This is a genomic window from Prochlorococcus sp. MIT 1201 (assembly GCF_047303415.1).
In the GTDB taxonomy this organism is placed as follows: Bacteria; Cyanobacteriota; Cyanobacteriia; order PCC-6307; family Cyanobiaceae; genus Prochlorococcus; species Prochlorococcus marinus_D.
This window is the reverse complement of the sequence record NZ_CP138947.1, coordinates 2,126,690-2,151,598: the sequence shown is the minus strand read 5'-3', so window position 1 is coordinate 2,151,598 and position 24,909 is coordinate 2,126,690. Positions and strand designations below refer to the sequence as shown.

General features: G+C 52.0%; 27 protein-coding genes. 5 read left to right on the top strand and 22 right to left on the bottom strand.

Annotation, left to right across the window (positions count from 1 at the left end):
- Nucleotides 1–12: 12 nt before the first annotated feature.
- Nucleotides 13–717 (bottom strand): hypothetical protein, encoded by a 705-nt coding sequence (locus SIB41_RS10455; RefSeq protein WP_413358734.1) that lies wholly within the window; start codon nt 715–717, stop codon nt 13–15.
- A complete protein-coding gene (locus SIB41_RS10450; RefSeq protein ID WP_413358733.1) occupies nt 714–1,436 on the bottom strand; it encodes a PilN domain-containing protein in 723 nt (240 codons plus the stop codon). The genes SIB41_RS10455 and SIB41_RS10450 overlap by 4 nt, the downstream gene beginning before the upstream one ends.
- A gap of 177 nt (nt 1,437–1,613) precedes the next feature.
- Between SIB41_RS10450 and SIB41_RS10445 the strand changes: the two genes are divergently transcribed.
- The 3 genes from SIB41_RS10445 (at nt 1,614) to SIB41_RS10435 (ending at nt 3,824) form a co-directional block, all read left to right on the top strand.
- A complete protein-coding gene (locus SIB41_RS10445; protein WP_413358731.1) occupies nt 1,614–2,336 on the top strand; it encodes a DsbA family protein in 723 nt (240 codons plus the stop codon).
- Between the two features lie 96 nt (nt 2,337–2,432).
- Nucleotides 2,433–2,810 carry a hypothetical protein gene (locus SIB41_RS10440; RefSeq protein WP_413358729.1) on the top strand — a complete coding sequence of 126 codons (378 nt, stop codon included), beginning with the start codon at nt 2,433–2,435 and terminating at the stop codon, nt 2,808–2,810.
- Between the two features lie 72 nt (nt 2,811–2,882).
- On the top strand, nt 2,883–3,824 hold the full coding sequence (locus tag SIB41_RS10435) for a pentapeptide repeat-containing protein (protein ID WP_413358726.1): 942 nt from the start codon (nt 2,883–2,885) through the stop codon (nt 3,822–3,824).
- Nucleotides 3,825–3,860: 36 nt separating this feature from the next.
- On the opposite strand, the gene SIB41_RS10430 is transcribed toward SIB41_RS10435, so the two are convergent.
- From SIB41_RS10430 to rnhA, 8 genes are all read right to left on the bottom strand, one after another.
- Nucleotides 3,861–6,380: a type II secretion system protein GspD gene (locus SIB41_RS10430; protein WP_413358723.1), complete on the bottom strand. Its 2,520-nt coding sequence runs from the start codon at nt 6,378–6,380 to the stop codon at nt 3,861–3,863.
- A gap of 76 nt (nt 6,381–6,456) precedes the next feature.
- Nucleotides 6,457–7,212 (bottom strand): hypothetical protein, encoded by a 756-nt coding sequence (locus SIB41_RS10425; protein WP_413358721.1) that lies wholly within the window; start codon nt 7,210–7,212, stop codon nt 6,457–6,459.
- Nucleotides 7,209–7,907: a PilN domain-containing protein gene (locus SIB41_RS10420; RefSeq protein ID WP_413358719.1), complete on the bottom strand. Its 699-nt coding sequence runs from the start codon at nt 7,905–7,907 to the stop codon at nt 7,209–7,211. Before SIB41_RS10420 ends, SIB41_RS10425 begins: the two co-directional genes overlap by 4 nt.
- On the bottom strand, nt 7,907–8,263 hold the full coding sequence (locus SIB41_RS10415) for a hypothetical protein (protein WP_413358717.1): 357 nt from the start codon (nt 8,261–8,263) through the stop codon (nt 7,907–7,909). Before SIB41_RS10415 ends, SIB41_RS10420 begins: the two co-directional genes overlap by 1 nt.
- 6 nt (nt 8,264–8,269) lie before the next feature.
- Nucleotides 8,270–8,524, bottom strand: a complete 255-nt coding sequence (locus tag SIB41_RS10410) for a hypothetical protein (RefSeq protein ID WP_413358715.1) — start codon at nt 8,522–8,524, stop codon at nt 8,270–8,272.
- 3 nt (nt 8,525–8,527) lie between these two features.
- Complete coding sequence (locus SIB41_RS10405; protein ID WP_413358713.1) at nt 8,528–8,905, bottom strand: hypothetical protein; 378 nt, start codon at nt 8,903–8,905, stop codon at nt 8,528–8,530.
- A 38-nt stretch (nt 8,906–8,943) separates the two neighbouring features.
- Complete coding sequence (locus SIB41_RS10400) at nt 8,944–10,122, bottom strand: quinone-dependent dihydroorotate dehydrogenase (protein ID WP_413361517.1); 1,179 nt, start codon at nt 10,120–10,122, stop codon at nt 8,944–8,946.
- 11 nt (nt 10,123–10,133) lie between these two features.
- Nucleotides 10,134–10,907: a ribonuclease HI gene (rnhA, locus tag SIB41_RS10395; RefSeq protein WP_413358711.1), complete on the bottom strand. Its 774-nt coding sequence runs from the start codon at nt 10,905–10,907 to the stop codon at nt 10,134–10,136.
- 61 nt (nt 10,908–10,968) lie between these two features.
- Between rnhA and SIB41_RS10390 the strand changes: the two genes are divergently transcribed.
- Entirely contained in the window at nt 10,969–11,706 is a 738-nt protein-coding gene (locus SIB41_RS10390; RefSeq protein WP_413358709.1) for a DUF3747 domain-containing protein, read from the top strand.
- A gap of 280 nt (nt 11,707–11,986) precedes the next feature.
- Here SIB41_RS10390 and rplL read toward each other — a convergent pair whose 3' ends face one another.
- The 8 genes from rplL to gloA form a co-directional block, all read right to left on the bottom strand.
- Nucleotides 11,987–12,379, bottom strand: a complete 393-nt coding sequence (rplL, locus tag SIB41_RS10385; protein WP_413358708.1) for a 50S ribosomal protein L7/L12 — start codon at nt 12,377–12,379, stop codon at nt 11,987–11,989.
- Between the two features lie 49 nt (nt 12,380–12,428).
- Nucleotides 12,429–12,956: a 50S ribosomal protein L10 gene (gene rplJ, locus SIB41_RS10380; RefSeq protein ID WP_011131454.1), complete on the bottom strand. Its 528-nt coding sequence runs from the start codon at nt 12,954–12,956 to the stop codon at nt 12,429–12,431.
- Nucleotides 12,957–13,192: 236 nt separating this feature from the next.
- Nucleotides 13,193–13,900: a 50S ribosomal protein L1 gene (rplA, locus tag SIB41_RS10375; protein ID WP_413358706.1), complete on the bottom strand. Its 708-nt coding sequence runs from the start codon at nt 13,898–13,900 to the stop codon at nt 13,193–13,195.
- Between the two features lie 86 nt (nt 13,901–13,986).
- The gene (rplK, locus tag SIB41_RS10370) at nt 13,987–14,412 is read right to left on the bottom strand and encodes a 50S ribosomal protein L11 (protein WP_011131452.1); all 426 of its coding nucleotides are present in this window, start codon (nt 14,410–14,412) and stop codon (nt 13,987–13,989) included.
- Nucleotides 14,413–14,521: 109 nt separating this feature from the next.
- Nucleotides 14,522–15,193 (bottom strand): transcription termination/antitermination protein NusG, encoded by a 672-nt coding sequence (gene nusG / locus SIB41_RS10365; RefSeq protein ID WP_011131451.1) that lies wholly within the window; start codon nt 15,191–15,193, stop codon nt 14,522–14,524.
- Between the two features lie 69 nt (nt 15,194–15,262).
- A complete protein-coding gene (gene secE / locus SIB41_RS10360) occupies nt 15,263–15,502 on the bottom strand; it encodes a preprotein translocase subunit SecE (RefSeq protein WP_413358704.1) in 240 nt (79 codons plus the stop codon).
- Nucleotides 15,503–15,575: 73 nt separating this feature from the next.
- A complete protein-coding gene (locus tag SIB41_RS10355; RefSeq protein WP_413358702.1) occupies nt 15,576–18,356 on the bottom strand; it encodes an ATP-dependent Clp protease ATP-binding subunit in 2,781 nt (926 codons plus the stop codon).
- Between the two features lie 5 nt (nt 18,357–18,361).
- Nucleotides 18,362–18,763, bottom strand: a complete 402-nt coding sequence (gene gloA / locus SIB41_RS10350) for a lactoylglutathione lyase (protein ID WP_063407479.1) — start codon at nt 18,761–18,763, stop codon at nt 18,362–18,364.
- Nucleotides 18,764–18,908: 145 nt separating this feature from the next.
- On the opposite strand from gloA, the gene eno reads away from it, so the two are divergent.
- Nucleotides 18,909–20,204 (top strand): phosphopyruvate hydratase, encoded by a 1,296-nt coding sequence (gene eno / locus SIB41_RS10345; protein WP_011131447.1) that lies wholly within the window; start codon nt 18,909–18,911, stop codon nt 20,202–20,204.
- Nucleotides 20,205–20,249: 45 nt separating this feature from the next.
- Here eno and SIB41_RS10340 read toward each other — a convergent pair whose 3' ends face one another.
- The 4 genes from SIB41_RS10340 to SIB41_RS10325 all read right to left on the bottom strand — a co-directional run bounded on the left by SIB41_RS10340 (nt 20,250) and on the right by SIB41_RS10325 (nt 24,459).
- Nucleotides 20,250–21,929, bottom strand: a complete 1,680-nt coding sequence (locus SIB41_RS10340) for an ABC1 kinase family protein (protein WP_413358698.1) — start codon at nt 21,927–21,929, stop codon at nt 20,250–20,252.
- Entirely contained in the window at nt 21,929–22,243 is a 315-nt protein-coding gene (locus tag SIB41_RS10335; RefSeq protein WP_413358696.1) for a hypothetical protein, read from the bottom strand. Before SIB41_RS10335 ends, SIB41_RS10340 begins: the two co-directional genes overlap by 1 nt.
- 129 nt (nt 22,244–22,372) lie before the next feature.
- The gene (locus tag SIB41_RS10330) at nt 22,373–23,035 is read right to left on the bottom strand and encodes a hypothetical protein (RefSeq protein WP_413358694.1); all 663 of its coding nucleotides are present in this window, start codon (nt 23,033–23,035) and stop codon (nt 22,373–22,375) included.
- A gap of 1,076 nt (nt 23,036–24,111) precedes the next feature.
- A complete protein-coding gene (locus tag SIB41_RS10325; RefSeq protein ID WP_413358692.1) occupies nt 24,112–24,459 on the bottom strand; it encodes a hypothetical protein in 348 nt (115 codons plus the stop codon).
- Between the last annotated feature and the right edge of the window lie 450 nt (nt 24,460–24,909).

Here is a 24,909-nt window from a genome sequence, read left to right as displayed (position 1 = left end):
AGCAAAGCAACGTTATAAATTTTGCACCTGGCTGCTACGTCCATAAGCCGAAAGCTTGAGCTTCAGCGTTGTCTGGGTAACATCCTCGCCATCCGTAGAATTACCGCTACTTCTTTGATTCTCTGCTCCCAGCCTCAGCTCAAGATCACTTGCAATCACAATCACCTGCAGCTGCTCCATCTGTTGTAAAAAAGCGATAATCCTTCTGAAAGGACCCTGCACTGTTAAGAGCGCCGAGCGTTTTTCTAGTTTTTGAACCAGTAGTGGATCTTCTGGAGGTAGAGGTGGTGCCGTGGCACCATCATCAGCTGGTGGCGATGCAGGCTTGGGTGCAGGGCGCTCAATTGCCTGTGGTTCTACCTTCACGATGGAAACACCTTGCTCTACTGCGCATTGATTGAGCTGAGCTAAAAACGTATGCAACTGAGTTGTTCCTGCCACCAGATTCAGCAAACGCTCTTGCTGCGCCATGCTTTTGGCCTTCTTCTTAGACAATGCGGCTAACTGTTGTCTCAAGATCGGTAATTCAGATTTCTTCCTCTCCATTCCCTGGAGCACGTCCAGCTTCTCTTGAACTTGTACCAATAATGGAATAAGGCCAAACAACAAGAGCGCAACGCCAACCATTGCACCGGCAATAATTGGTATAAGCAATACTGCCCGCTCAGGTGTGATTAAACGTGGTTTTGATCTCTCGACGATCTGGAAATTTGTCATCGCAGCAGACCTTCATTGCGCAACAGCTCAAGACGGTCAGCCAAGCCTCTAGAACCCAGAGCTTGCAGCCGGCCTGGCGTCTGCTTTTGAGCAGAATCCGGAAGAAAAACGGCATTCATGTCAAATCTCAGCTCTTTAACAGGGATCGACATCGAAGCCCCAGGTTTAACTGACACCTGCTTTCTGCTCATTTCCACAGCCTTGATCAAACTGATGCCTTCCGGTTGAAAAAATGACGAACCAGATAACGTCAACTGAAAGGCATTGACGACATAAAGCCCTCTGGGCTGATTCGCCACTCCAGATAACTCAAGTCTGTTAGGTAACGCTTTAATCTTTGTGAGCTGAACGGTTTGTGGGGTCAGCCTACTGATTTCAGTAAGTAGTGCAGAACCAGAATTCAAACCAGCAATACCTTCAGCGATGCTCTTGTTGCCATTCTGGAGAGATTTCAACTCCTGAGTGCCCTGAATCAGCAACGATTCATTGTTCTCATACTCTGAGACGGCAGAGGCAAGTTGCTGCTGGCGCTCTTCTAGATTGCTGCCATAAAACCATGCTCCCAAACAAGCCAGCAGGACGGCAAACACCAAGCCACCACCAACCAAGCCACCGCGCCATAACAGAGAACGTTCAGCAACAAACTTGGGAGCGACTAGGCCAAGTTGCTCCCGTCGCCGACGCAGCAGATCCAGTTTGAGCCAGGAGCCTTTTGCCAAAATCAACTGCCTTGTAATCCTATTAAAACCTCTTGGAGCCTTGATCGCCAATGCTGCTTATAAGTGGTACAAATAGGATGCAAACTGATATTCATGGATACCACGTCTTATCTCTTGACTTTCGCAATCAATGCATAATCCCTAGCACTAAACACTGTCAAGTAATCCCATCAAGCCATGATGCGCATCAGACCACCAAGTATGAAATCACTAGTTAAGGCTGGCTTGGTGATCTGCAGCGTTGGTGTAGGGATTGGTGGAACACTCGCCTACCAAAGCTGGCAAAGGACTACATCTACCAAAACTGAGGTGATCCCAAGAGAACCGCTCCATTTAAAAACAGCCTTACTCATTCAAGGAGATCCCAGCCTAGGCAGCCCAAAGGCACCGATCACCATCGTGGAATTCAGTGATTTTGAATGCCCCTATTGCCAGCGCTTCCACGACGACATCTTGCCAAAAATCCAAAGTGAATACATCAACAAAGGCCTCGTTCGCTTCGTGCACAAAGATCTACCCCTGCCCTACCACAACAATGCTAAACAAGCAGCCCATGTAGCCCGTTGCTCGATGGAACAAGACGATTATTGGCTTGCCTATAAGGCCTTATTCAAACGTCAGAACTGCCTGGATTGCCAAGGCGCACTAAGCATTACCACGAGCGCTGGCCTCAATGAAACAAAGCTCAAGAGATGCCTGAAATCAAAAGAAGTCGCTTCGATTGTGAATTCCAACCGTTCAGAAGCTCAGCTCAATGGCATCCGCGCAACACCAACGTTTGTGATTGGTCCATCCCAGGGAGACAAGCATCATGGCGATATCATCGAAGGGGCACTGCCATGGCCTCAGTTTCAGCAACTGATTGAGAAGGCACTTGCTAACACCAGGAACAATAGATAATTTTTGGCCGAGTAAGACTAAAAAGCTAGACCCTAAATCTTGATGCAAACATCCAACCATCCAGGCTCAATAAATCAGACTGAAGGGCAATTAGCCATGCAATCTGCAATCGCTAATGATCGCAACTGGTTTGATCAACACCCTAAGGAAATTGTCAGATTCAGGCCTGCACGAAATCAAGAGTTCCAACAATTCGAAGAACTTGAAGAACTGCCACCCACATTTATTCCTTCCGGCTTTAGTCAAACTTTGCCCAAAAGCTGGGTTGCAGTTGTGGAGATCATGCGCATGACAGATGCTGCGCATGGTCCATTTGTAGGAAGCCTTCGCCTCCGCATTTGCACTGTTCCGATACGATCAAAGGCCAACCAAGCCCTCGCAACAAAAGAATTGATCGAACGCATCAGCGGGGAGCTTTGGGATTTGGGTTGCAACGACTTAAACGATCGACGAGTGCCCTATAAAGCTGCATAAGCCTATGAGATTATTAATCTTGCAACAATCGAAGCACAGTATTCATTAAGTGCTATGCAATAACAAGCATCAGTGAAAAACGGAACTCGCTCAAGCAACATTGAAGCCAATAAAGCCATCGATCACTGCCACCACTCTTCAGTCGACACGATGAATAAGAACTGGTACAACTCGATAGCAGACCAACGATTTTCGTCCTCGACGATGCGCCGTCACCTACTTGCTTTTATGGTGATCTTGGCCAGTAGTGCTGGAACGCTTGGTATCGTCCGACGCAGCGAAGCAGATACCAACTTTGAGGATCTTGTGCAACTCCACGAAACCAGAACCTGCATAGATTGCAGACTTCAAGACGCCGATCTCATGCATGCTGATCTGCGCGATGTCAACCTCAAAAAGGCTCAGTTGCAGCGTGCAGATCTCGGGCGAGCCCAACTTGATGGGGCCAATCTCAGTGGTGCTGATCTGAGCTTTGCCACCCTTCGCCACGCTTCATTACGCGGCGCCAATCTCAGAGGCGCCACACTCACTGGAACAGACTTGATCGGCGCTGATCTGAGAAATGCACAACTTGATGAAAACGCCTTGTCCACAAGTCACTGGAAAGATGCCAAAGGTGTGCAAGCGGTTGCCAGCGACTATGAATCGCTGCACAACGCTGGCGTTGAAGAAACTCTCCAAGGTCGCTATCCAGAAGCCGAGGAGTACTTCAACAAAGCATTGAGGCATCGCCCTAAAGCTGCAATTACATGGGTTGCTCGCGGAATTACTCGAGCTCAACAAGCGAAACGAGAACTGGCCTCTAGAGATTTTTCCTACGCGGCTGAGCTTTACGAACAACAAGCACAACCGGAGATAGCTCAGCAACTCCGCGATGGAGCAGAACAAGTCAAACAAGATCCAGCCCAACGAGGCGGCAATGGTATTGGTAGTTCTTTACTAAGTGGTGCTACCGGCTTAGTTACACAGCTCATCCCCTTAGCCGCAAAATTTCTTGCCCCCCTGGCCTTTTAGCCAAAGCAATCAGAAGACTATGGAAACTAAATTTCTCTAGCGGGAATAAACCATATCGCGCGTTGTCTGAGTAGAAGGTTGATAGCCATAGCCGTAAGAACCTCCAAGCTCATCATTAATAATACGAGGCGTGACCATAATCACCAGCTCATTTTTCTTTTTGGTTCCAGAGGTAGACCTAAAGAACTGACCAATGACTGGCATATCTCCTAAAATTGGCCATTTTGTGACCACCTGTCGATCTGTGTCACTAATTACACCAGTAAGAATCAATGTTTGGCCATCACGAACGCGCACTGTTCCCGTTTCCAAGATCCTTTCATTCACAGTTGTGATAGTTCCACATTGACCCTGTTGGGTTGAACCGACAGCAGCGGAAAGATTCGGTTCAAGAGTAAACGTCACAAATCCATTGTCATCAATCTTGCTGACCATGGCACCCAATGATAAACCAGCTGTTTCAAATGTTGGCTCACAAAAGATATTTCCATTATCGTCTGAAGTGACACTAAATGCGGTCACGACTTTATCGCCAAGACGTACAAAAGCTTCATTAGCTCTAGATCTGCCAATCTCTCCAACAATCGCTTGAGCACTCTCGGAAAGTATCAATGTTGGTGACGCCATAACCTTTGTATTTGACGATACAATTTGTGCTTTTAGGAAATCATAAAAAGCTTCTTTGGGATAATTCAACGAGGGATTACGTCTTCGGGTTGTTGTTCCTTCAGATGTGTTAGTTGTTGTCGTTGATGATGTGTTTGGACCTGTAGTATCAGGACCTGTGGAGCCTGATGTTGTATTCGGCCCTGTCGTGTCTGGACCTGCAGTGCCGCTTGTTGAGGATACTGTCGGAGTGGTGAATAGGGTTGGACCTCTCCCATCATTGGTAATCATGTTTCCAGCCGCATCAAACTGTAACCCCGTTGCTTTTTGAGGGGTTACATTCCCATTGGCGTCAGTCGTCGTCACTATTCGACCTGTCGAAAAGCCTGTCGGAGTCATTTGATAAACAAATCCATAGTCAATGCCCTGTGTCGAGTTATTTGTTGTTGTCTGACTCGATGATTGTGTGCTTGTCTGTGCACTTGTCTGAGTTGTTGATTGAGTTGTCGATTGAGTTACCGTCTCAGAGCCGGACACTGTTTCAGTTTCGAGAGGAGCAGAAGTAAAAGAGGCTTCATTGGCAGGCAAATTACGGCCAAACGCTGCCAACAGCTTGCCGTTATCATTAACAATTAGATTGTTTCCAAAGCGCAACGAAAAGCTATTGTCCATGCCGGCTACGTTGTTTAAATTTACATCTAGTATCTTCACAGACAACGCCACCTGGCGTGATCGCAAATCAATCTGCTTAAGATAACTCTCTGCCACTGCGACCAAAGTCGATTCGCCTACCAATGTGATTGTTTGCAGGCGAGAATCCGTCGTTCCAGTCAGTCCCCTCAGGGGGCCTAAAGCGGCTCCATAAGTCTCAATATTTGTAATATTGTTGCTTTCTCTAGAGGTCGCATTACTAATATCAGTACTTCCGAATGATTCCGACTCGCCAGAGGTAATGCTGATCACATTCACCTTGCTAATTGATGCTCCCAAGCTGGCTAAGTAATCAGCGGCAGAAGCCGCACTGGCTTGATTCAATCTATAGACCTTTGAAACTTGGGGGCCAAATGTTTTGGCTGCAACAGCATTGCCGATCAGCAAGGTGTTGCCTTCAATCTTTCCTTGCAAGCCAGAAGCCAACAGCACGCCATTGAGAGCACGTGCATAACTCTCATTTAGAAATGACATCGACACTGGACGACTACCCAAGCCAGCGTTGTTCTCAGCAGAAACCCCAACGGAATTCCCCGCAGCAGAGGAATCCGCCTCATCGACAAAGATATATCCATACCCCCCCAATCTGGCCAGAGACATCAAAGCTTCTTTGGCAGGTGCATTTTTCAGCGTCAGTGTTACTGGTGGACCACTCACCTGCAGAAAACTACGATTACTAAGAACCATCGTGCCTACGGCCATATCTCCTAGTGGAGGCGCTACAGCACGTTGTCGCAACGGCGGTACATAAGACGCCTCAGGGACCCGCCCTGGTGTGCGTAGATCCAATCGTCCAGTTTGCTCAGCCTGAGCAGTCAACCCAGGAAAGCTAAGGATCAAATTGCGGCCGTCGGCACTAACCAATGGTTCCAGGAACGGCCTGCCGGCCACCACTTCAACATTTAATTGATAGCTCTCGCCTGATCCTGCAAGGCTCACAGATTGCAGCCCCAGTTGCGGCATCGACACTTGCTGTGGACCTCGTCGCAGACCAGGTTTGCCCTGGGTAGTCAATCGACCTTCCCAGTTCTGACCACTCTGTCGCTGCTGCACAACGGGCTGCGGGCCCACTCCTTCAATGATGACTTCAACGCTGTCCTGCGAGCGTCGCAACTTCAGTTCCATCGTCCCCTTCTTCTGTGCCTTCACCGCAGCCGGCAGCATCAAGCTCCCGCTGATAGACGCGCCATATAAACCAAGAGCTGCAAGCAAAGGAACCAGTCGCTGGGAACGAGACATAAGGCGACCCAGGGTCGATCTGGCACACAATCTTCACGGATGGTATCGATCGATTTCCTTGCCAGCCAGGGGCGCTTCAAGCTTCAGGAGGGAATTCTTCCTCAGAATCAAGAATCCTCCTCTCCCCTTGCTTGGCAGGAACGGATGCCTTGTCATAGAAGGTTAGTTTCAGCTTGAGCTGCGTGATTGCTGGTCCTGTTAAGACGTCCTCTTCTGGCCCCTGCTTAGGGTCGAGTGCTGTTAGCTCAAGTTCACTGGGTTGGACCACGAGCTGTAAAGCTTCTATTCCTCTAAGAAAGCCCTGCATGGAGATAAAAGGTCCACGGGCCTGCAGGAGCACGGCCGTCTTCTCGTAAACACGTCCTGCCAGTGGACTTTCAGGGCTTATCTCCTCGCTATCTGGGTTCGACTTCGTTCCAGGAGGCTCTTGACTAGCCGCCGCCGATGGTGACGGGGCGGGTAAAACAGGTTGATAGAGCTCCAGCAGCACCCCAGCCGCCATGGCTTCGCGGCTCAACTGAGCCAAAAAAGTCTGAATTTTGTTCTTACCTGCTACCAGATTGAGCAACACATCTTGCTGCTGCTGAACCTTTGCTAGCTGTTCAGTGGCTGTCTTCAATTTGCCCGGCAGCAAGGGTAATGAGGCCTCTTGGTTGAGCAGTTGTTCCAGACGTTGCTTCTGGGCTTCCACGCGAACCAACCGAGGCGATACAACCGTGAAAGCCAACGAGCAAGCCACCATGCCGCCTACCACGAGCGGCACTCCCACCAAGACACGCTCACGTGTGAGCTTGCGCCGCCAGCTCGGCTGCTCTTGGCTGAGATTGGTCATGGTGCTACGCCCTGCTCCTCAAGCAGCTGATAGCGCTCTACCAAACCGCTTGCACCCAATTCACTCAACTCCTGCAGAGAAGGCTTCGCCTTGGGATCCAAAGTCACATCGACGCTGAATTGCACGAATTCCCCATCCTCATCAGCCCCCTCCCTCACCACTTTCAAAACCTTCACCCCATCAGGTTTCACCATCGGCAGTGCTGCAAGTTGCAGAACCAATGCATTGATGCGTTCAAAGGGCCCCGGAGAACCACCGCCCAAGGATTGACCGACAATTTTGATCTGCTGAGTTCTTACCGCAACCTCCTTTAGCTGTATGCCTTGAGGCGTCAGCCGACGCAATTGTTCCATCAGTGCAGAGCTGGCTCGAACCGCGACCAACTGTTCAGCGATCTGGGTATTTTCCTTACGTATGACTGCTGTACGTGCCTTTAGCTGCTGCAATTGCGTCTGATCCAGAAGCAATTGTTGCTCTAGTGGCTGCAAGCGATCAAGCTCAACCTGTTGCTGACTTTCTTGCCAGGCCAACCAAACGGCCACTGCTCCAACAGCAAGAACAAGCAGAGCACCGAGCCCCATTCCCTTGCCAAGCAAGGATCGCACCTGAGGCACAAGAGCAGGCTGAACGTTCAGACCCAACTCCTGGCGACGTTCCTGCAGCAGATTCAACTCAGCCCTAGTCAATGGAGCCATCAGCATTGCTCCCAGGCGCCCGCTAGGGCTAAACAAGCCAAAGCTGCGCAGTCACCCTGCCAGAAATCAGCCTCTGGCCCTTCAAGGGCGGGTTGCTCTTCACCAACCACCCAAAGCTTTTGCTTGCTTAGGCACTCACCTTGACCTTGAGACTCCAACGCTAAACAAAGTTGCTGTTGATCCACAGCTGCGGCTGTAACCCACCATGCCAAAGGGGGCGACGCCCCTTCGCTGCGTAAACGCCAAGCCTGCAACACTTCATCAAGCTCCTGCAAAAGATCCTGCTTCAGATCGCCACCATCAAAAGAAGCCGAAAGAGCATGGTCGAGCTCAGGTAAACCGCTGCGTAATAGCACCAAACGTCAGTATCCATGATGCTTCAACAACCAAGCTAGATCTCCTTCAAAGTGTTGGCTGGCCGCACGTACAGCTCGCCAGGCAGCTGTCAGCATCCACTCAAGGCTGAGGAGCGGTAGATCCGCCGCCTCGACGACATCAATCCAGGCATGCACCATCAACCGATCAGTCGCAACGGCTAAAGACAGCGGCGTTGGCGGCGATAAAGATCCAGCAAGCTGCACTGATGAAACAGCTAAATAAGACTCCGGTAAGGACAATGGCTAACTGAGCTCAAGCTTGAGCCTTTGCAAGCCCTTCACTTGATCCACCTCTGGTTCAACATCGGGCCAGCAGAGCAAGCGCCATTGACAGGCCTGCATCGGCAACAACATCTTCAGCTGGCCTCCGAGAAGACCGATATCCAGAAGTAGGTCCCCTAACAACTCACCCAAAGCTTGACGCTGGGTCGGCATGCCTGCACGACAAAGGCCCTGAGGCAGGGGTACATGTCGAAGAGTCAATCTCTCCCCCTGTTTCCAGAGCATCACGAGAGCAGACTCATCAACAACAAGCAGCACCCGTTGTTTCAAAAGCCACCGCTCCGCCATGGCCTGCAACTGTTCCAGCTGCGGAAAACGTTCGCTTAGACCAGCCAACACCAAGGAAAGGCAACCCCGCTCTGGACGAAGGGTATCGGCTACTGCCAGGGCACGCCGCTCCCTACAGCCTCAGACACATGCCGGAAGCCATGGCGGTCAAGCTGGCCGATCAGCCCATCCAAAATATTCGGCACCAAATCTGGACCCTTAAAGATCCAACCGGTGTAAAGCTGCACAAGTGAAGCTCCTGCACTGATTCGCTCCCATGCAGCCTCTGGCGAGTCGATGCCTCCCACGCCGATCAAGGGCAACGCCGGACCTGCAGTGGCACGCAGCCGACGCAGCACCTCCAAGGCCCGTTGACGCAGTGGCGCTCCACTGAGCCCACCAGCCTCCTCCGCCAGGCTGCGACCCGTTTTTGAAAGGACCCGCCCGTCGAGGCCGAATCTGTCGAGGCTGGTATTGACAGCAATGACACCTGCTAAACCCTCCTCATAAGCCAAGCGAGCCAGGCCATCAATGGCATCATCCTCGAGATCTGGAGCGATCTTCACCAGTAGTGGCGGGCATCCTTGCAATCGTCGCAATCGCTCCACCAGACGCCTTAACTGGCTGGCATCCTGGAGATCACGCAAGCCGGGTGTATTAGGCGAGCTGACATTGATCACGGCGTAATCCGCCAATGGTGCCAGCAACTCAAGCGACAAGGCGTAGTCGTCTGGGGCCTGCTCCAATGGCGTGATCCTGGATTTGCCCAAGTTGAGACCCAGCACAGCTGGCCGCTGGCCGGGTGAAGGCAAAGCCTGTTTCTCCAAAGTGCGACGCATTACCTCAGCACCGTTGTTGTTGAAACCCATCCGGTTCAAAGCGGCCTGCTCAGCAGCAAGGCGAAAGAGTCGGGGCCGAGGGTTACCGGTCTGCCCATGCCAAGTCACTGTGCCGAGTTCGGCGAATCCAAATCCAAAGCGATCCCAGATACTTGCCGCCACTCCGTTTTTGTCAAAGCCAGCCGCCAGTCCAACAGGATTAAGAAACCGGCAGCCGAACAACACTTGCTCAAGCCGCAGATCATGGCGTTGCAAATCCAAGGCTATAGCTGCCAGGACAGCTGATACGCCTGGCCAATCTCTCCGTAGGGACGTCTGGCTAAGGGCACTCAATGCTGCTTGAGTCAACTGTTCCGGATCTAAGCCCTGATCATTCGCGAGTATTGGTCCCAGCCAACGGCGATACAACCCACCGGTGGAGTTCACCTTTGCAGGTGATGGCTCAGCCATCCTGGGCCTCCTCAGATCTGATCCGATCCTGCCGCGCAGCGGTGCAATCGCCAGCGGTTTTCCCCCACAGGCTCCAATAGCCAATCGCGCCAACGCCAGGGGGCAGTCTTACTCGCAAGCTGCTCGATTGGTTGCTCCACCAATTGGGCCAACTCAACCAGGCTGAGGCCATAGCCACGCACAGCGAAACGATCAGCCAGCTCCAGTCTTGTTAGCAGCCGCTGCAAATCAGAAGGGGCAAAATCTTCGTCATCTCCAGTTTCTTTGATCGGCTCAACAAGACCGAGTGCAATAGAGGCTGACCCCTGTCCAGACATCAACGCTGGAGCACCACCTCCTTTGGAAAAGCTCACTGCGATTTGGTCAACCCTTTCATTGTCTGGGTCACCGCTGTGACCTTTCACATAAGTCAGGGGCACATCATCCAAACGAGCACGGTCTAGAGCTCGCCAGAGATCTTGATTCAGCACAGGCTTGCCAGCCGCCGTACGCCAACCCTTACGTTTCCATCCCGCCATCCATTTGCTCAAACCATCAATTAAATATTTGCTGTCGGTACGGATCTTTAAATCGGGGTGACAAGGAAGCTCTTTGAGCTGCTCCAGCACATGAAGGGCTGCCTGAAGTTCCATGCGGTTGTTGGTCGTGGCCGGCGCATAGCCTCCGAACTCCTCCACGCTCCCATCCTCAAAGCGCAGCAGTGCCCCCCAGCCCCCAGGGCCAGGATTTCCACTACAAGCCCCATCAGTGGCAGCAGCCACAACCCGTCCACGACTATCAGCCATTTGAGAAGTCTGTTGTTGTTTGGTACAACACGGTTCGCTTGGTTCTTACTAATTAGACGCTATGTCGCGAACCTACCCCGCGCTCCTCATGGCATGGAGAAAGCCAGGCAAAAGGCTGTTGGTTTTAGGCCTTGGTTTCTTCAATTTGCTGACGACCTTGCCAGCAATCTCCAAAACGATTTTCAACAGTCAGCCTCTCAACCAAGAACGTTTGGTCGTATTGGCTCAGGCAGTGGGAGGAAATCGCTGGAAACTGCTTGTACTCGAACAAATCAAGCCTCGGCCACTGTGCTGGGAAACCCGTCCAGATGGATTGGTTAACCCAACCCTTAATAACTTCAACTTTGCAGGAATCTGCAATCGTTACTTAGATAGCAACGGCTATTCCTTGCGAAGTAGCGGCGAAGACGTGGCTCACAGCTTTCGGCTGCGCATCAAACAAAGCCGAGACCGTCTGGAACTAAAAGCCCTCGATCCTGCGCGGTCGGTTCCAATTACCGTTGCCAGCGCATTACTTCCTCAACGCAATCGTGATGCGTTTGTGAAATTAAACTTGGAACCCGGCTGGCAGCTGGAGCGTCGCATATACCAAGGACGCAAACTCAGCCACATTTACTTTGCTCATCCAGATCCTGTGAACCTCTTAATTGCTAAAGCATCAGCTCATCAAGGACCTTCCGCCTTCAAGCAACTCGGCGCTCCCAAGGCACCACTCCCTCCCCCAATTTCAATAGCCAACAACAGCCTCATCCATGGTAAAGGCCCGATTCGACTCGTGGTGATTCCTTATCGTCCCTGACGCAGTCCCACTGCAGAGAGGACAGTTGACGTAGCGCCCCTTAATACTAGTAACTCTAAAAATTGCCTCATATCATTAATATCGTGAGGGGTGCGAATAAACAGTTCAGGGTCGAAACAAGGAAAGACTCCTGATTCTGTCCTGCCTAAAAATCCCTGCCTTAGGCGGGGATTTTTTTTGCATATTTGCCACGCAAAAAAACACCGGTCCCGAAGGACCGGTTAAGAGTTCAAAAAAGGGATGCATAGCAACCAAGCTGAAGGCCGCTATCCGCTGGCAATCACTTGAGGCTGACCTTACCGCCAACTTCTTCGATGGCCTTTTTGAGAGCCTCAGCATCATTCTTAGCAATGCCTTCCTTGATGGTCTTAGGAGCTGCTTCGACCATGGCTTTAGCGTCGCCCAGGCCGAGGCCGGTGGCTTCACGAACGGCCTTAAGGACCTTGATCTTGGCTGAAGCGTCGAAACTCTCAAGCACAACATCAAATTCGGTTTGCTCTTCGGCAGCTTCAGCAGCAGCAGCACCACCAGCACCACTAGCAGCCATCACAACGCCTGCAGAAGCAGCGGCAGAGACGCCAAAAGCATCCTCAATCTGCTTAACCAGCTCAGACGCCTCAAGCAAAGAAAGGGTTTTTAGCGAGTCAAGAATGTCGTCGGTTTTTTTAGACATGGTTTGGATTAAGCAACAGATCAGGGAGAAACAGTCGAATCGAAGACGTTCAGCTCTCGCCACTCTCGGCGTGCTGATGAAGAGCCCGGGCAAGGCCGGAAGGAACCTCGTTGATACCCACAGCAACCTTGGTAGCCAAGGCATTGAGGGAACCTGCGATCTGCGCCATCAGAACCTCCTTGGTCGGAAGATCACCAATAGCCTTGATCTCACCCTGTGAGAGGAGCTTGCCTTCGAAAAGACCACCCTTCGTCTCGGATTTTTTAGTGTCCTTCTGAAAAGCCTGTACGGCCTTCACAGCACCACCAACATCGCCCTTGATCAGAACGAAGGCGTTGGTACCAGTCAGTAAGGATTCGAGATTCGACCAGGCACCATTCCCATTAATGGCGTGGCGCATCAAGGTGTTTTTGGTCACCTTGCACACCCCGTTGCTGGCCTGCAAACGCGTGCGCAGATCAGACATTTCCTTAATGGAGAGGCCCTGATAATCCAGGACCAGTGCCATTTCGGCCTCGCCGAGAAGCCCCTTGAGCTCTTCGACAATCTGTTGCTTGCTCTCCAGAGTGCGGCCCATAGGAATTGGATCGGATCGGGTGAACAAGCTAGGCACGCACTCGCCAAGTGCTCAAAAAAGAGCAGAGGCCGCGTGTCGATCCAATCCCAACAGGGAAAAACCTTCGCATCTACCTCGACAGGACTTAAACAACCTCAAATGATGCATGAAGCATCACTGCAAGATGGCAACCTGTTGTCTTTGGCCGGGCGCGTGCCCGTTGGCTTTCGCCAAGAGGCAACCTTACAGCAACAAGGTCAAGCGTCTTCTTCGAGGTCCTGAAGAGCAGTTACGTCCACTTCTACTGAAGGACCCATGGTGGAGGTGATGTACAGACTCTTCCAATAGCGACCCTTGGCACCATTTGGCTTATTGCGATCGATGGTCTCCTGCAAGGTCTTCAGATTCTCGAGCAGGGCGTCTGCGGAAAAACTTGCCTTGCCGAAACGCACATGCACGATGCCAGCACGATCAGCCCTGAATTCCAGCTTGCCGGCCTTGAACTCCTTGATCGCAGCTGCTAAATCCGTGGTTACTGTTCCAGCCTTAGGGTTTGGCATTAGGCCACGGGGACCTAGGACTCTGCCCAGCTTGGCCACCTTGGGCATCATGTCAGGGGTAGCGATCAAAAGATCGAAATCCATCTGGCCTTTGCCGATGCTTTCCACCAAATCATCATCCCCAGCCACCTCAGCCCCAGCTGTCTTTGCTTCAGCTAATTTCTCACCCCTGCTGATTACAGCGATGCGCACGCTCTGGCCCGTACCTTGAGGCAGAGCAACAGTGGTTCGCAACTGTTGATCGGTGTATTTGGGATCAATCCCAAGGCGCACGTGGGCTTCGATGGTTTCGTCGAACTTTGCTGTGGCGTTCTCTTTGACGAGCTGAATGGCCTCAATAGGCTGATAAACACGGTCTTCAACTTTGGCGAGAAGACCAGTAATACGTTTAGACAGTTTTGTCATGGCAGATGTTGGGGTGCAGGCGACACAACGTGTCTCCCCCGGAAATGGTGAATAGATGAATCTTGAAGATGGACGCTACATCAGTGTCAGTCGCTGATGGAAACGCCCATATTGCGAGCAGTTCCTTCAATGATGCGCATGGCTGACTCAATACTGGTGCAATTGAGATCAGGCAGCTTGGTCTTGGCGATCTCTTCAAGCTGAGAACGGCTTAGGGAGCCGACCTTGCCATGGGCGGACTCACCAGAACCTTTTTCGATCCCGGCAGCCTTCGTGATCAACACTGATGCTGGGGGAGTCTTGGTAATGAATGTGAAACTACGGTCTTCAAAAACCGAGATCTCTACCGGAATCACTAATCCGGCCTTGTCCTGCGTGCGAGCGTTGTACTCCTTGCAAAACGCCATGATGTTGACTCCATGCTGGCCAAGGGCAGGACCCACAGGCGGAGCAGGATTAGCTTTGCCAGCCTGAAGGGCCAGCTTGATCACAGATACAACTTTCTTTGCCATGGACGAGGGGGATTGAACGATTGCGGATGACCTGGCCCTTGGGACAAGTGCGGCAAGGTGGTGGCCCACCTCTTTGGCCGCCCTCCGCAGGGAGACGGCCGCCGTTAGCTCAATTCTGTTTATTGATTTGAGAAAACTCGAGTTCCACGGGTGTTTCTCTGCCAAAGATTGAAAGAAGAGCTTTCAGTTTGCTGCGCTCTCCAGAGACTTCGATCACCTCCCCTTGGAAGTCCTTGAAAGGACCCGAGGTCACAAGGATCTGATCGCCCTCCGCGAGATCGACCTTGACGAGTGTCTTTTTCTCAGCAGCACGCTTGAAGATGCGATCCACCTCCTGACGACTTAGCGGTCGGGGTTTGATGTGACCACGAGCTTTCCCTGTGGCGCGGCGGTCCTCAGCCCCCACGAAGTTGATCACGTTGGGGGTGCTGCGCACCGCCATCATTGTGTCTTCATCAAGAACCATTCGTACCAACACGTACCCCGGAAAGACTTTCTCCTCAGTGGACTGACGACTGCCATCCTTTTTCAATTTCACCGCTGGGGTCTGGGGAATTTCGATCTCCAGAATCCTGTTGCTCACACCAAGGGTGACGGCCCTCTGTTCAAGAGTTGCCTTCACCTTCTTCTCACAGCTCGAGGCCACCTGAATGGCATACCAGCGGGCTACTGTTGTTCTGGCTGCAGGAGTTGGGGCCTTGGTACCCTCCTCTCCATCATTAGGAGCCGGCAGTTCCAGAACCTCAGATGGTTCTTGTGGTGTGAGCTCGAGTTCTGACACTTGCGCTGATAAGAAGCTAATGGTTTGGGAAAGACGGTTGAGGCAAGACAGCAAAACCGCCCTACACAATCAAACGAAAATCTGGGACGAAGCCCAGCTATAAAACCGACTCACGGCAGCGATGAATGCAGCCGAGAGACTGACCATCAGGATCACGGCGATGGATTCGCTGAACAGCTGCTGGCGACTGGGCCATACCACCAGGCTCAACTCCTCATATGTTGCTGCAAGAAACCCACTCTGACGGGTCGGTTCTGCCTCAGGAGATTCGCTGGAGTCTGTGGTGTCCTCGGAAATAGGGCTGGTCACGGAGCTTAGGCCGGTGGCTATCGCCGGTGCTGAAGCACACGCCGGCAAACCACCACTTTACCGGATACCTGTTTCAATCCTCAGGAAGGAACTGAAATGGTTCGGAGGCCTGAACACCGGGTATCACGCGCACGGCGCGGGCACCGCTGAAACGCTCTTCCAGCAATTCCGTGGCCAACGGGTTCTCAACCCGACGACGCAGTACGCGCCGTAAAGGGCGAGCGCCATATTCCGGTTCATAACCTTGCAAAGCCAAAGCCTCAACCGCGTCTGCCTCCACACGCAATTCAAGACCTTGCTCAGCAAGCAGGCTGGAGAGATCGGCCAATTGCAGCTGCACAATTCGCTGAAGGTCATCAGCCTTGAGCGGCCGAAAACGGATCACTTCATCGATGCGATTCAAAAATTCAGGCCGAAATTGCTTATTGAGGGCCTGATCCACCTTTTGAGTCAGGCTCTGATCAAGACAATCCCCATCTGTCCCCTCCTGCTGCGCCAAGCGAGACGCATCAAGGATGGCGCGACTAGCCAAGTTGCTAGTCATCACAACCACGGTGTGACGGAAGTCCACGGTGCGGCCCTGCGAGTCAGTGAGACGGCCATCGTCCAAAACCTGCAGGAGCACATTGAACACATCAGGATGAGCCTTCTCAATTTCATCCAGAAGCAACACCGCATAAGCACGGCGACACACCGCTTCGGTGAGCTGTCCACCCTCCTCATAGCCGACATAGCCGGGAGGAGCCCCCAAAAGGCGCGCCACGGCATTGCGTTCCATGAATTCACTCATATCGAGTCGCACCAGCGCCTCTTCCTCATCGAACAAGGAGGCCGCAAGTGCTTTTGCCAGTTCTGTCTTGCCCACGCCAGTGGGTCCAAGAAACAAAAACGAACCAACAGGACGGCGCGGATCCTTCATGCCCGCTCGAGCCCGACGAATCGCTGCCGCCACCGCCTGAACCGCTTCGGGCTGACCAATCACCCGCTCGCCTAAATGGGCTTCAAGATCTAGCAACTTTTGCCGTTCAGCCGCCAGCAACCGCTGAACAGGAATCCCAGTCCAGCGTGCAACGACATCGGCAATGTCTTCAGCCTCCACTTGCTCTCGCAGGAGCGCCGAACCAGATGCCTGGGCAACAGCCAACGTTTCTTCAAGGTCGGCCCGCCGTTGCTGAACCCTATGCAATTGGTCGTATTGAAGACGTGCAGCCGCCTCTAGATCACCGAGTCGCTCTGCTTCAGCAATGGCATTGCGGAGATCCTCGTCTTGTTGCAACAAATCCCGCAGCTCGGCCAGATGATCCCGTTCGATTTGCCAGCGCTCTTGTAAATCTTTGAGCTGAGATGCCGCAGCAATCCGAGCAGCCTGCAACTGCACCCGTTCAACCTCTGGAGCCTGCTCAGCCGCCAGCAAAGCAAGCTCGACACGACGCAGCTCCGCCTCCGCCTCTTCAACCACCTGAGGCTTCGAGGTGACATCCATCTTGAGCTGGGCTGCAGCCTCATCGATGAGATCGATGGCCTTATCAGGCAAGCAGCGGTCACTGATGTAGCGATCAGCCAAGCGATTGGCAGCAGTCACCGCACCATCGGTGATCGTGACGCCGTGGTGAAGTTCGTAGCGCTCTTTCAGGCCTCGCAAGATTTCAACGCTCAATTCAAGACTCGGCTCCTTGATTAAAACCTGCTGAAAACGCCGATTGAGTGCCTGATCCTTCTCCACTGTGCGGCGATAGTTCTCAGGGGTCGTGGCCCCAATGCAGCGGAGGTCTCCCCTTGCTAAAGCCGGCTTGAGCAAACTTCCAGCATCCGCACTGGAACGATCGCTGCTCACCACCGTGTGCAGTTCATCGATGAACAACACCACACCTGCATCTGGATCGCTCACCTCTTTCAACACAGACCGAAGTCGTTCCTCAAATTGACCACGAAACTTGGCACCAGCGATCAGTGCACCAAGATCAAGGGAGACCAAGCGCAAACCCTTCAGGGAATCGGGAACCTCCCCAGCCACAATGCGTTGAGCCAACAGCTCGGCGATGGCCGTTTTACCAACGCCAGGCGCTCCAATTAACACCGGATTGTTCTTGCCGCGACGCGATAAAACCTTGATCAAACGGCGAATCTCTGGATCTCTACCGATCACAGGATCTAGCTGTCCTGCCTGAGCTGCAGCGGTAAGGTCACGACCATAGGCCTCAAGAGCCTGAGGTTCTTGCTGGAATTGTAATGGAGTTGGCTCCCCAGTAGCGACGGCAGGTTCTTGGATAATCGGCGGGGTAGGGGAGGAGACAGGTCTCGTTTGTGAGGCCACCGATGCAGGTGGCGCAGAATCGGGCGCAGCAGGCGAAGACGGCGTTGATGTACGCAACTGGCGCCTGCCTTTGGGCAAGCGTCTCAACTCTGCTTCCAAGCGTTCACTGGGCATTCCTAGCTCTTCAAATAGCTCGGCTCCAATGCGCGGATCGCGCCCCAACGCAATCAGCAAATGAGACACGTCAATCAGCCGAGACCCCCAGCGAACTCTGGAACGGTCTGCTTCTTCAAGGAGGTCTTCAAGGTCATCGCCGATGAACAACTCATCACCTCGAGCCATAGGCTGCTCGGCCAAAAAACCTTCCAAGCGATCCAGCAGCGCAGTTGAATCAATGGGCAGAGCCAACACCCAATCGCTGTAACGCCGATCACTGAAAAGCACCTGGATTAAGTGCTCCACATCCAGCTGACCATGTCGCCAACGGCGGGCGACATCCTGACCGACAAGCAACAAATCCCAAGCGTCATCACTGAATCGATCAGGATCACTTGTGAGACTTCCCTGGGCGGAAGCCGCTTGACTGGTCTCAGGATGCATAGGGTTCAGCTCGCGGCCTCACGAGAGGCCAGTTGAATCAGCTCCACCTTGTAGCCATCGGGATCTTCCACAAAGGCAATCACGGTGCTGCCATGTTGCATAGGCCCGGGTTCTCGCACCACACGCCCGCCTCGCTTTGAGATGGCCAAGCAGGTGGATTGAATATCCTCCACGCCCAAGGCGATATGGCCATAGCCCTCTCCCAACTCGTAGTGATCTTGGTCCCAGTTGTGTGTGAGCTCCAGCACAGTGGTGTCACTCTCCTCGCCATAACCGACAAACGCCAAGGTGAAGCGACCTGAGGGGTAGTCCTTTCGCCGCAACAGATGCATGCCTAGAACCTCGGTGTAGAAGCGCAGAGAACGATCCAAATCTCCCACCCTCAGCATCGTGTGCAACATCCGCATCTCGAGCGATCCTGACCTTTAAGACTCAGTTCATTCTGCGTCGTTCTACGACTGACAACAGCCTCAGCATCAGTAAAAGGGCTAGGCGGTACACAGTCCGAGGGATGGCAAACCATAGGATCCACGCAACTTCAATTCGTCACAGGTGATCGATTCCCTCGACCTCGTCATTGACACCATCGTGGCCAGAGAGGTTCTGGACTCTCGCGGCAACCCCACAGTTGAAGCAGAAGTGTTGCTCGAAGCAGGTGCCATCGGTAGGGCCATCGTGCCCAGCGGAGCAAGCACCGGTGCCCATGAGGCGCATGAATTAAGAGATGGCGACAGCCGCTACCTGGGCAAAGGGGTGACTAAGGCTGTGAACCATATCGAGGATCGGATTGCCCCAGCGCTCTGTGGGATCTCTTCCCTAGATCAGGCCAGTGTTGATGGCACCATGCAAGAGCTTGATGGCAGCGACAACAAATCAAGCCTGGGCGCAAACGCGATCCTGGCCGTGAGCATGGCCACTGCCCGCGCGGCCGCCAATGGCTTGGGTTTGCCCCTCTACCGCTACCTGGGTGGCCCCATGGCCTCATTGCTGCCCGTACCGCTGATGAATGTGATCAACGGTGGTGCGCATGCTGCTAACAATCTCGATTTTCAGGAATTCATGCTGGTGCCCCATGGAGCAAGCAGCTTCCGAGAATCGCTGCGCATGGGCGCAGAAGTATTCCACACACTCAAGGGCCTGCTCAGTGCTCAGGGGCTCTCAACGGCAGTTGGAGATGAAGGCGGCTTTGCACCCAATCTGGCCAACAATGATGCAGCAGGAGATCTGCTCATTCAAGCAATCGAAAAAGCAGGCTATTCGCCAGGTAAGGATATTTCCTTGGCACTAGATGTAGCCAGCACAGAGTTCTATCAAGACGGCTGCTATGCCTTCGGGGGTGGTCGTTACACCAGCACCGAAATGGTCAATGAGCTCGAAAAACTTGTTGATCGCTACCCAATTATTTCGATCGAAGATGGACTAGCAGAAGATGATTGGCAAGGTTGGGCTCTACTCACAAAAAAATTGGGGAAGCGTATCCAACTGATAGGTGACGATATTTTTGTAACGAGTACTAAGCGCTTACAGCAGGGAATTGATCAAAACGTAGCCAATTCCATCCTGATTAAAGTGAATCAGATCGGCTCGCTAACGGAAACGCTTCAGGCCATTGATCTTGCTGGGCGCTCTGGTTACACCAGCGTGATCAGCCACCGCAGCGGCGAAACGGAAGACACCACAATTGCAGATCTTGCCGTTGCCACCCGTGCTGGGCAGATCAAAACGGGCTCCCTAAGTCGCAGTGAACGGGTAGCGAAATACAACCAACTGCTGCGAATCGAAGACGAACTCGGTAGCCAAGCGGTCTATGCCGGTGCCACAGGACAAGGGCCACGGGGGCGAAGCTAAGCAAAGGCCTCAAAGGGGCTGGACGGGGATCACTTTGGAAGACTTTCAGCGACTCTGACTCGACACATGATCCATGCGCGACTCACGTCCCAGCTTGATCTGCAATTTGAACCAACCGAAGCCCACCGGGAGAGCCGCGACCAACGGCAAGACAGCCCAAATCGGCCGATTACTTGCCCCCAAAAGAGCAGCTGCAATGCCTAGAGAGCCCAATAACACCGATTGACCAAGGGCCTTCTGAACGCTGATCATGCGCCGCAACTGTCGATCGGATTCACCCATCCGGATCTGCAATTGCAGATCTCCTTGTTCCAGTCGTTCAAGGCTTTCGTCCAGACGCCTTGGCAACGCTGCTGCCCGGCTGCCAATAGCACCGACCTGACGTCCGAGCTCATTGAACAAATCGTTTGGACCAGAACCGCTTGAAGTCATCAGTGGCAGTAAATATGGCTTGGCTATAGCCATCAAACTAAAGCCTGAGTCGAGGCTTCGCCCCACACCTTCAAAGGTGGAGAGAGCACGCATCACAAAAATCAGCTCAACTGGCAGCCGAAAGGGTTGGCCATAAACCAACTCGTACAGATCACCGGAAAGTTTCTCGATCACATTGGCGCTGAAGGGGGGCGTCAAAGCGTCTTGAAACATCACTCGCACCAACCGCCGCACAGGCCCAACGTCGATGCCATAAGCAATCAAACCCGCAGCCTGCAACTCCTCAACCAGGGCTGCCGCATCTCTAGCCGCCGCCGCACGAATCATCGAACCGAGCCGACGTCGTAAAGAATCGGAGAGCAGCCCCATCATGCCGAAGTCGTAGTAAATGAGAGCTCCATCAGGGGCCACGGCAAGGTTGCCTGGATGGGGATCGGCATGAAAAAAACCGAATCGCACGAGCTGCTGCAGATAACTGGCGGCTCCAAGCTCCGCTACGGCCGAGGGATCAATTCCGGCCTTCAATAAAGCCTCAAGATCATTCACCTTGATGCCTGGCAAATAATCGAGACAAAGAACACGCCGGGTGCTGAGCTCCCAGACCACTGCAGGCACGCGAATACGAGAATCATCAAGAAACTGTTGACGAAACCGAGCTGCGTACTGAGCCTCTACACGAAAGTCGAGCTCCCTTAACAAGACCCGACGGCATTCCTGAGCAATCCCCACCCAGTCGCGTCCACGTCCCCATTTGGGGTGACGTTGCAGTACAGCAGCGACCTGCTGCATGATTTGCAAATCCAGGCGAAACAATCGCTCCAGGCGAGGCCGTTGAATCTTCAGGACAACTTGCCGACCGCTGCGCAGACTGGCGCGATGAACCTGAGCTAGGGAGGCGGCTGCAAGGGGCTGATCATCAAGATCAATGATCTCTGCACAGCGGTCCCCCAATTCCTGCTCCAGCAGAATTTGAGCTTGCTCAAAACTAAATGCAGGGACCTTGTCCTGAAGATCAGCCAGTTCAGATACCCATTGAACTGGCAAAACATCAGGACGTGCCGAGAGCAACTGTCCAAGCTTGATAAAAGCGGAACCAAGTTGGAGCAATTCTGTAGTGAGCCAACGAGCTCGAATCGTTTGGCGGGCCTGCCGCCGCTCACTGGTACAACCACCTGGATAAGTCCATTGACGGGCATCCCACCAAACAAAGATGATTAACGTCAAAACTGCACGCCAAATACGCAGCGCACGCAGCCCACGCCGAATCGCTACCAGCAGGGACGGACAAGCCATTACTGGTTGATCTCAACTTGGCGATTGAGGTCTGCCACCTTTGCCCTAAGACGATCGATCTGATCCTGAGCCTGTTCTTGATTAGAAACTGGCGATGAGGTTGCCTTTGTCTCACTGACCTCGCCAGATTCCTGCTCCAGACGATCGGCCTCTGCAATCACCTCTTGCTGAAAAAGATCCCATTCCTTGCTCAAGCGCTCTGGAGCATCCTTCGCCAGCACGGCCAAGCCAGCAGCAGCGTCAGCAAGCCCATGACCCAATCGTGCTGCTAAGCGGTTCAAGGTCGCTCTGAGTAGGGAATCAGGAGAACTCATGACCACAGCACGGATGTCTGAAACTGTGGCAGATCCAACTCGCAATCAAAGTACTGAAGGAGCGTTGGGAGGCCTTGTCAAAGTATGAGGTGGGTCGCTTGGAAATGGGGTGATTACTTTCAAGGGCTTTTAGGGATAGTTTCTCCTAAGAAAGTCTGATACTGGCGAGTGCGGCCGTTGAGGAGAGTCTCCCCTGCGAAGGAAATCTGATGCTGGTGTGCTGGAAGGCTTTGGTTTTGGCGCTACCGGCTGAGGCGGCGTTGGCCTGCCAAGAGAGTTTGATGCTGGTGTGCTGGAAGGCTTTGGTTTTGGCGCTACTGGTTGAGCAGGTCTTGTTCTCTGAGGGTTGATTGGTGCAGGCAGTTCTGGAGCAGCCAGAGCGGGGTCTGCAGAGTCGGCTTCTGTGGCTTGGCGAATCGCTTGAAGTTCCTGCTCACGACGAAGAGCAGCCGCCGCAGCCAACTTCTCTGCTTGCTGTTTTGCCTGCTTCTCAGCCTGCTCTTTGGTCTTACGTTTGGCTGAAATTTTGGCCTCCTTGGCAGCGACATCCGCCTGTAGATCTGCACTGCTGCCACCATGCCGACGACGCAGTCCTTCTAGGCGCTCTCCTGGAAATGGAAAAGGAGTCGGTCCAAAAGACTGTTGCTGAGGCTGCTGCGTGTTGCCACGCAGAATCATGATCCTCTGGGTCATGCCATAGCCCAGAGCAAAACACCCACCCACCAACAAAGGTCCAAGCCAAAAGCGTGGGCGCTTGCGGTTCTTCTGCTCAGTTGGTGATGGTTTGTCCACGTGATCAAGCATATCCAGTCGTCTTGATCAGCTTTAAAGTTCAAACAAGGGCAAAACAATCCCTGATGCCAAGCAGTGCTAACTCGATCAAGACTGATCAATCATCCATATTTAGATGGGTCAAAGTAGATGCAAGCATAAAAGATTGAAGCTAGAAGCTTTGAAGAATTTATAGACGTAGAGCAGGATGATCTAAGTGTTGCTAAAAGCTTCCAACTGCTGGCTTCCCACTAATTGCGATCTTAGGTTTATAGACAGAAAGGCAAACTAGCTCCCGATCCCAACCATTCATGACATGGCCTTGTCGATAGCCTGAGATAGAAAGTAAATAACCAAAAGCCTGATACATCTGTAAAAGACGACTGACTAGTTTGGATGGCTGCATCACCATTCGCTTCTGCAAGCACACGCAAATTCGTTGTTCAAAAAAGAAATGAGCCATTTCATGGTTGCCAAGTCAATGAACTGGAACAATCCGTTGCTGCATGGCAAGAGATGATGAGATAGAGCACACTGGAGCATCGGGGAGCTCCAGTGTGCTTGAACCGAGCTCAGCAGATATTTCTCTTGAAATGTAGATCAATGTCCATTAGTCGTACAAACACTGTTGACAATATGGCCAATCCAGGCGCGTTGATGAATGGATAAGTAAATGAACTCGTGATGATCATGTATTGTCCTCTCAATCACTCTGAAAAGATTGCGCCCGCTGGTGTTGACGAAAGCAGGATTCAAGAGAGATTTAAGTTGGCTTTATTAACATATAATTTCCACTTTATAGGATTGCCTCTGCGTTGATGCATGCACTTATACAATAAGAATATTGCGAAACGAATTGCTTTAATCTGCTACGCGGCATAATAGAAAAACTGAAAGCAAGGAACGGGTATCTAGCCATAGTTGCCAATCATTATTGGCGTTATCATTTTTGCAAGGGTTCATAAAGGAAAAACTTTTGATCATAGAAAAGCTTCTAACAATTCAATCCTAAGCAAAAAGTTGATAGCGAAAAGAAGAACTTGGAAACATGAAGCCTGGTGGCATCTTAGATAAGCAGAAAACAAACAACTGCAACACTACTCAATCAGCTCAGGAAGTTTTCCGGCCTTGCGCGCAGCTGTACAGGTCACTGAATTGATATTAGTATATTCTGGCGGCGCAAGATATCTAGATGTAATGGCACAAAGTTTCGAGCCAGTGTAAGGTTTTCGTTGCCCCGTAAGGTCTTCTGAAAAACCATTCGCTTGACACCAAGTTGATGTAGGGAATTGATAAGCACCAACTTTATCTTCACAGGCAACATTGGCTTGACGGAAAAAATAAGTATTTCCATTGTCACTATTGATTTTGATGCCGACGTCTTGTTGTGATTGAGCCTGAGCACTAGTTGGACCAGAGCATAGAAATGAAAGTAGTGTTGTCATTAAAATCGGGAGCCTTGATAATGTTCTCAACTGTCTAGCACTTGGTTGATTGTATAATAACAGTCTCTAACACGAAAAGGTAAGCTTTTAACTTAATTGGCTCTAGTCTTAAATACTATTCTCATGATGATCAATTGAATCATCACCTATGAGCTAGCTTGAAAAACAAGTCGATAGACTTTACGATTATTTATATCTGATATTTGAAAGTTATCAATCGAGCCGATGTGTCTTTTATAGACGAGCTGACTTCTCCCCTCAAGCAAGAAAGATTAGATACAGTTTTATTGATCGAAATAATTTGCGAACTTACGATCTTTTCCATCAAGAAATAGGTCGTTGTAAATTCAATCAAAGTGGGGCGATGCTTCAATCCTTATATTGTCAACAGCAGCATACTTTCAATCCGAGGCTATGGAAATAATACCCAAAACTTCTTATAGAAATACA

Coding starts and splice junctions, on each gene's coding strand:
- SIB41_RS10445 (WP_413358731.1), top strand. CDS start 1,614: ATGATGCGCATCAGACCACCAAGTATGAAATCACTAGTTAAGGCTGGC.
- rplA (WP_413358706.1), bottom strand. CDS start 13,900: ATGACAAAACTGTCTAAACGTATTACTGGTCTTCTCGCCAAAGTTGAA.
- rplJ (WP_011131454.1), bottom strand. CDS start 12,956: ATGGGCCGCACTCTGGAGAGCAAGCAACAGATTGTCGAAGAGCTCAAG.
- SIB41_RS10325 (WP_413358692.1), bottom strand. CDS start 24,459: ATGACAACACTACTTTCATTTCTATGCTCTGGTCCAACTAGTGCTCAG.
- SIB41_RS10340 (WP_413358698.1), bottom strand. CDS start 21,929: ATGGCTTGTCCGTCCCTGCTGGTAGCGATTCGGCGTGGGCTGCGTGCG.
- rnhA (WP_413358711.1), bottom strand. CDS start 10,907: ATGGCTGATAGTCGTGGACGGGTTGTGGCTGCTGCCACTGATGGGGCT.
- SIB41_RS10420 (WP_413358719.1), bottom strand. CDS start 7,907: ATGGCTCCATTGACTAGGGCTGAGTTGAATCTGCTGCAGGAACGTCGC.
- SIB41_RS10430 (WP_413358723.1), bottom strand. CDS start 6,380: ATGTCTCGTTCCCAGCGACTGGTTCCTTTGCTTGCAGCTCTTGGTTTA.
- SIB41_RS10400 (WP_413361517.1), bottom strand. CDS start 10,122: ATGGCTGAGCCATCACCTGCAAAGGTGAACTCCACCGGTGGGTTGTAT.
- SIB41_RS10440 (WP_413358729.1), top strand. CDS start 2,433: ATGCAATCTGCAATCGCTAATGATCGCAACTGGTTTGATCAACACCCT.
- SIB41_RS10390 (WP_413358709.1), top strand. CDS start 10,969: ATGTCGCGAACCTACCCCGCGCTCCTCATGGCATGGAGAAAGCCAGGC.
- SIB41_RS10355 (WP_413358702.1), bottom strand. CDS start 18,356: ATGCATCCTGAGACCAGTCAAGCGGCTTCCGCCCAGGGAAGTCTCACA.
- SIB41_RS10455 (WP_413358734.1), bottom strand. CDS start 717: ATGACAAATTTCCAGATCGTCGAGAGATCAAAACCACGTTTAATCACA.
- SIB41_RS10425 (WP_413358721.1), bottom strand. CDS start 7,212: ATGACCAATCTCAGCCAAGAGCAGCCGAGCTGGCGGCGCAAGCTCACA.
- rplL (WP_413358708.1), bottom strand. CDS start 12,379: ATGTCTAAAAAAACCGACGACATTCTTGACTCGCTAAAAACCCTTTCT.
- rplK (WP_011131452.1), bottom strand. CDS start 14,412: ATGGCAAAGAAAGTTGTATCTGTGATCAAGCTGGCCCTTCAGGCTGGC.
- gloA (WP_063407479.1), bottom strand. CDS start 18,763: ATGCGGATGTTGCACACGATGCTGAGGGTGGGAGATTTGGATCGTTCT.
- SIB41_RS10335 (WP_413358696.1), bottom strand. CDS start 22,243: ATGAGTTCTCCTGATTCCCTACTCAGAGCGACCTTGAACCGCTTAGCA.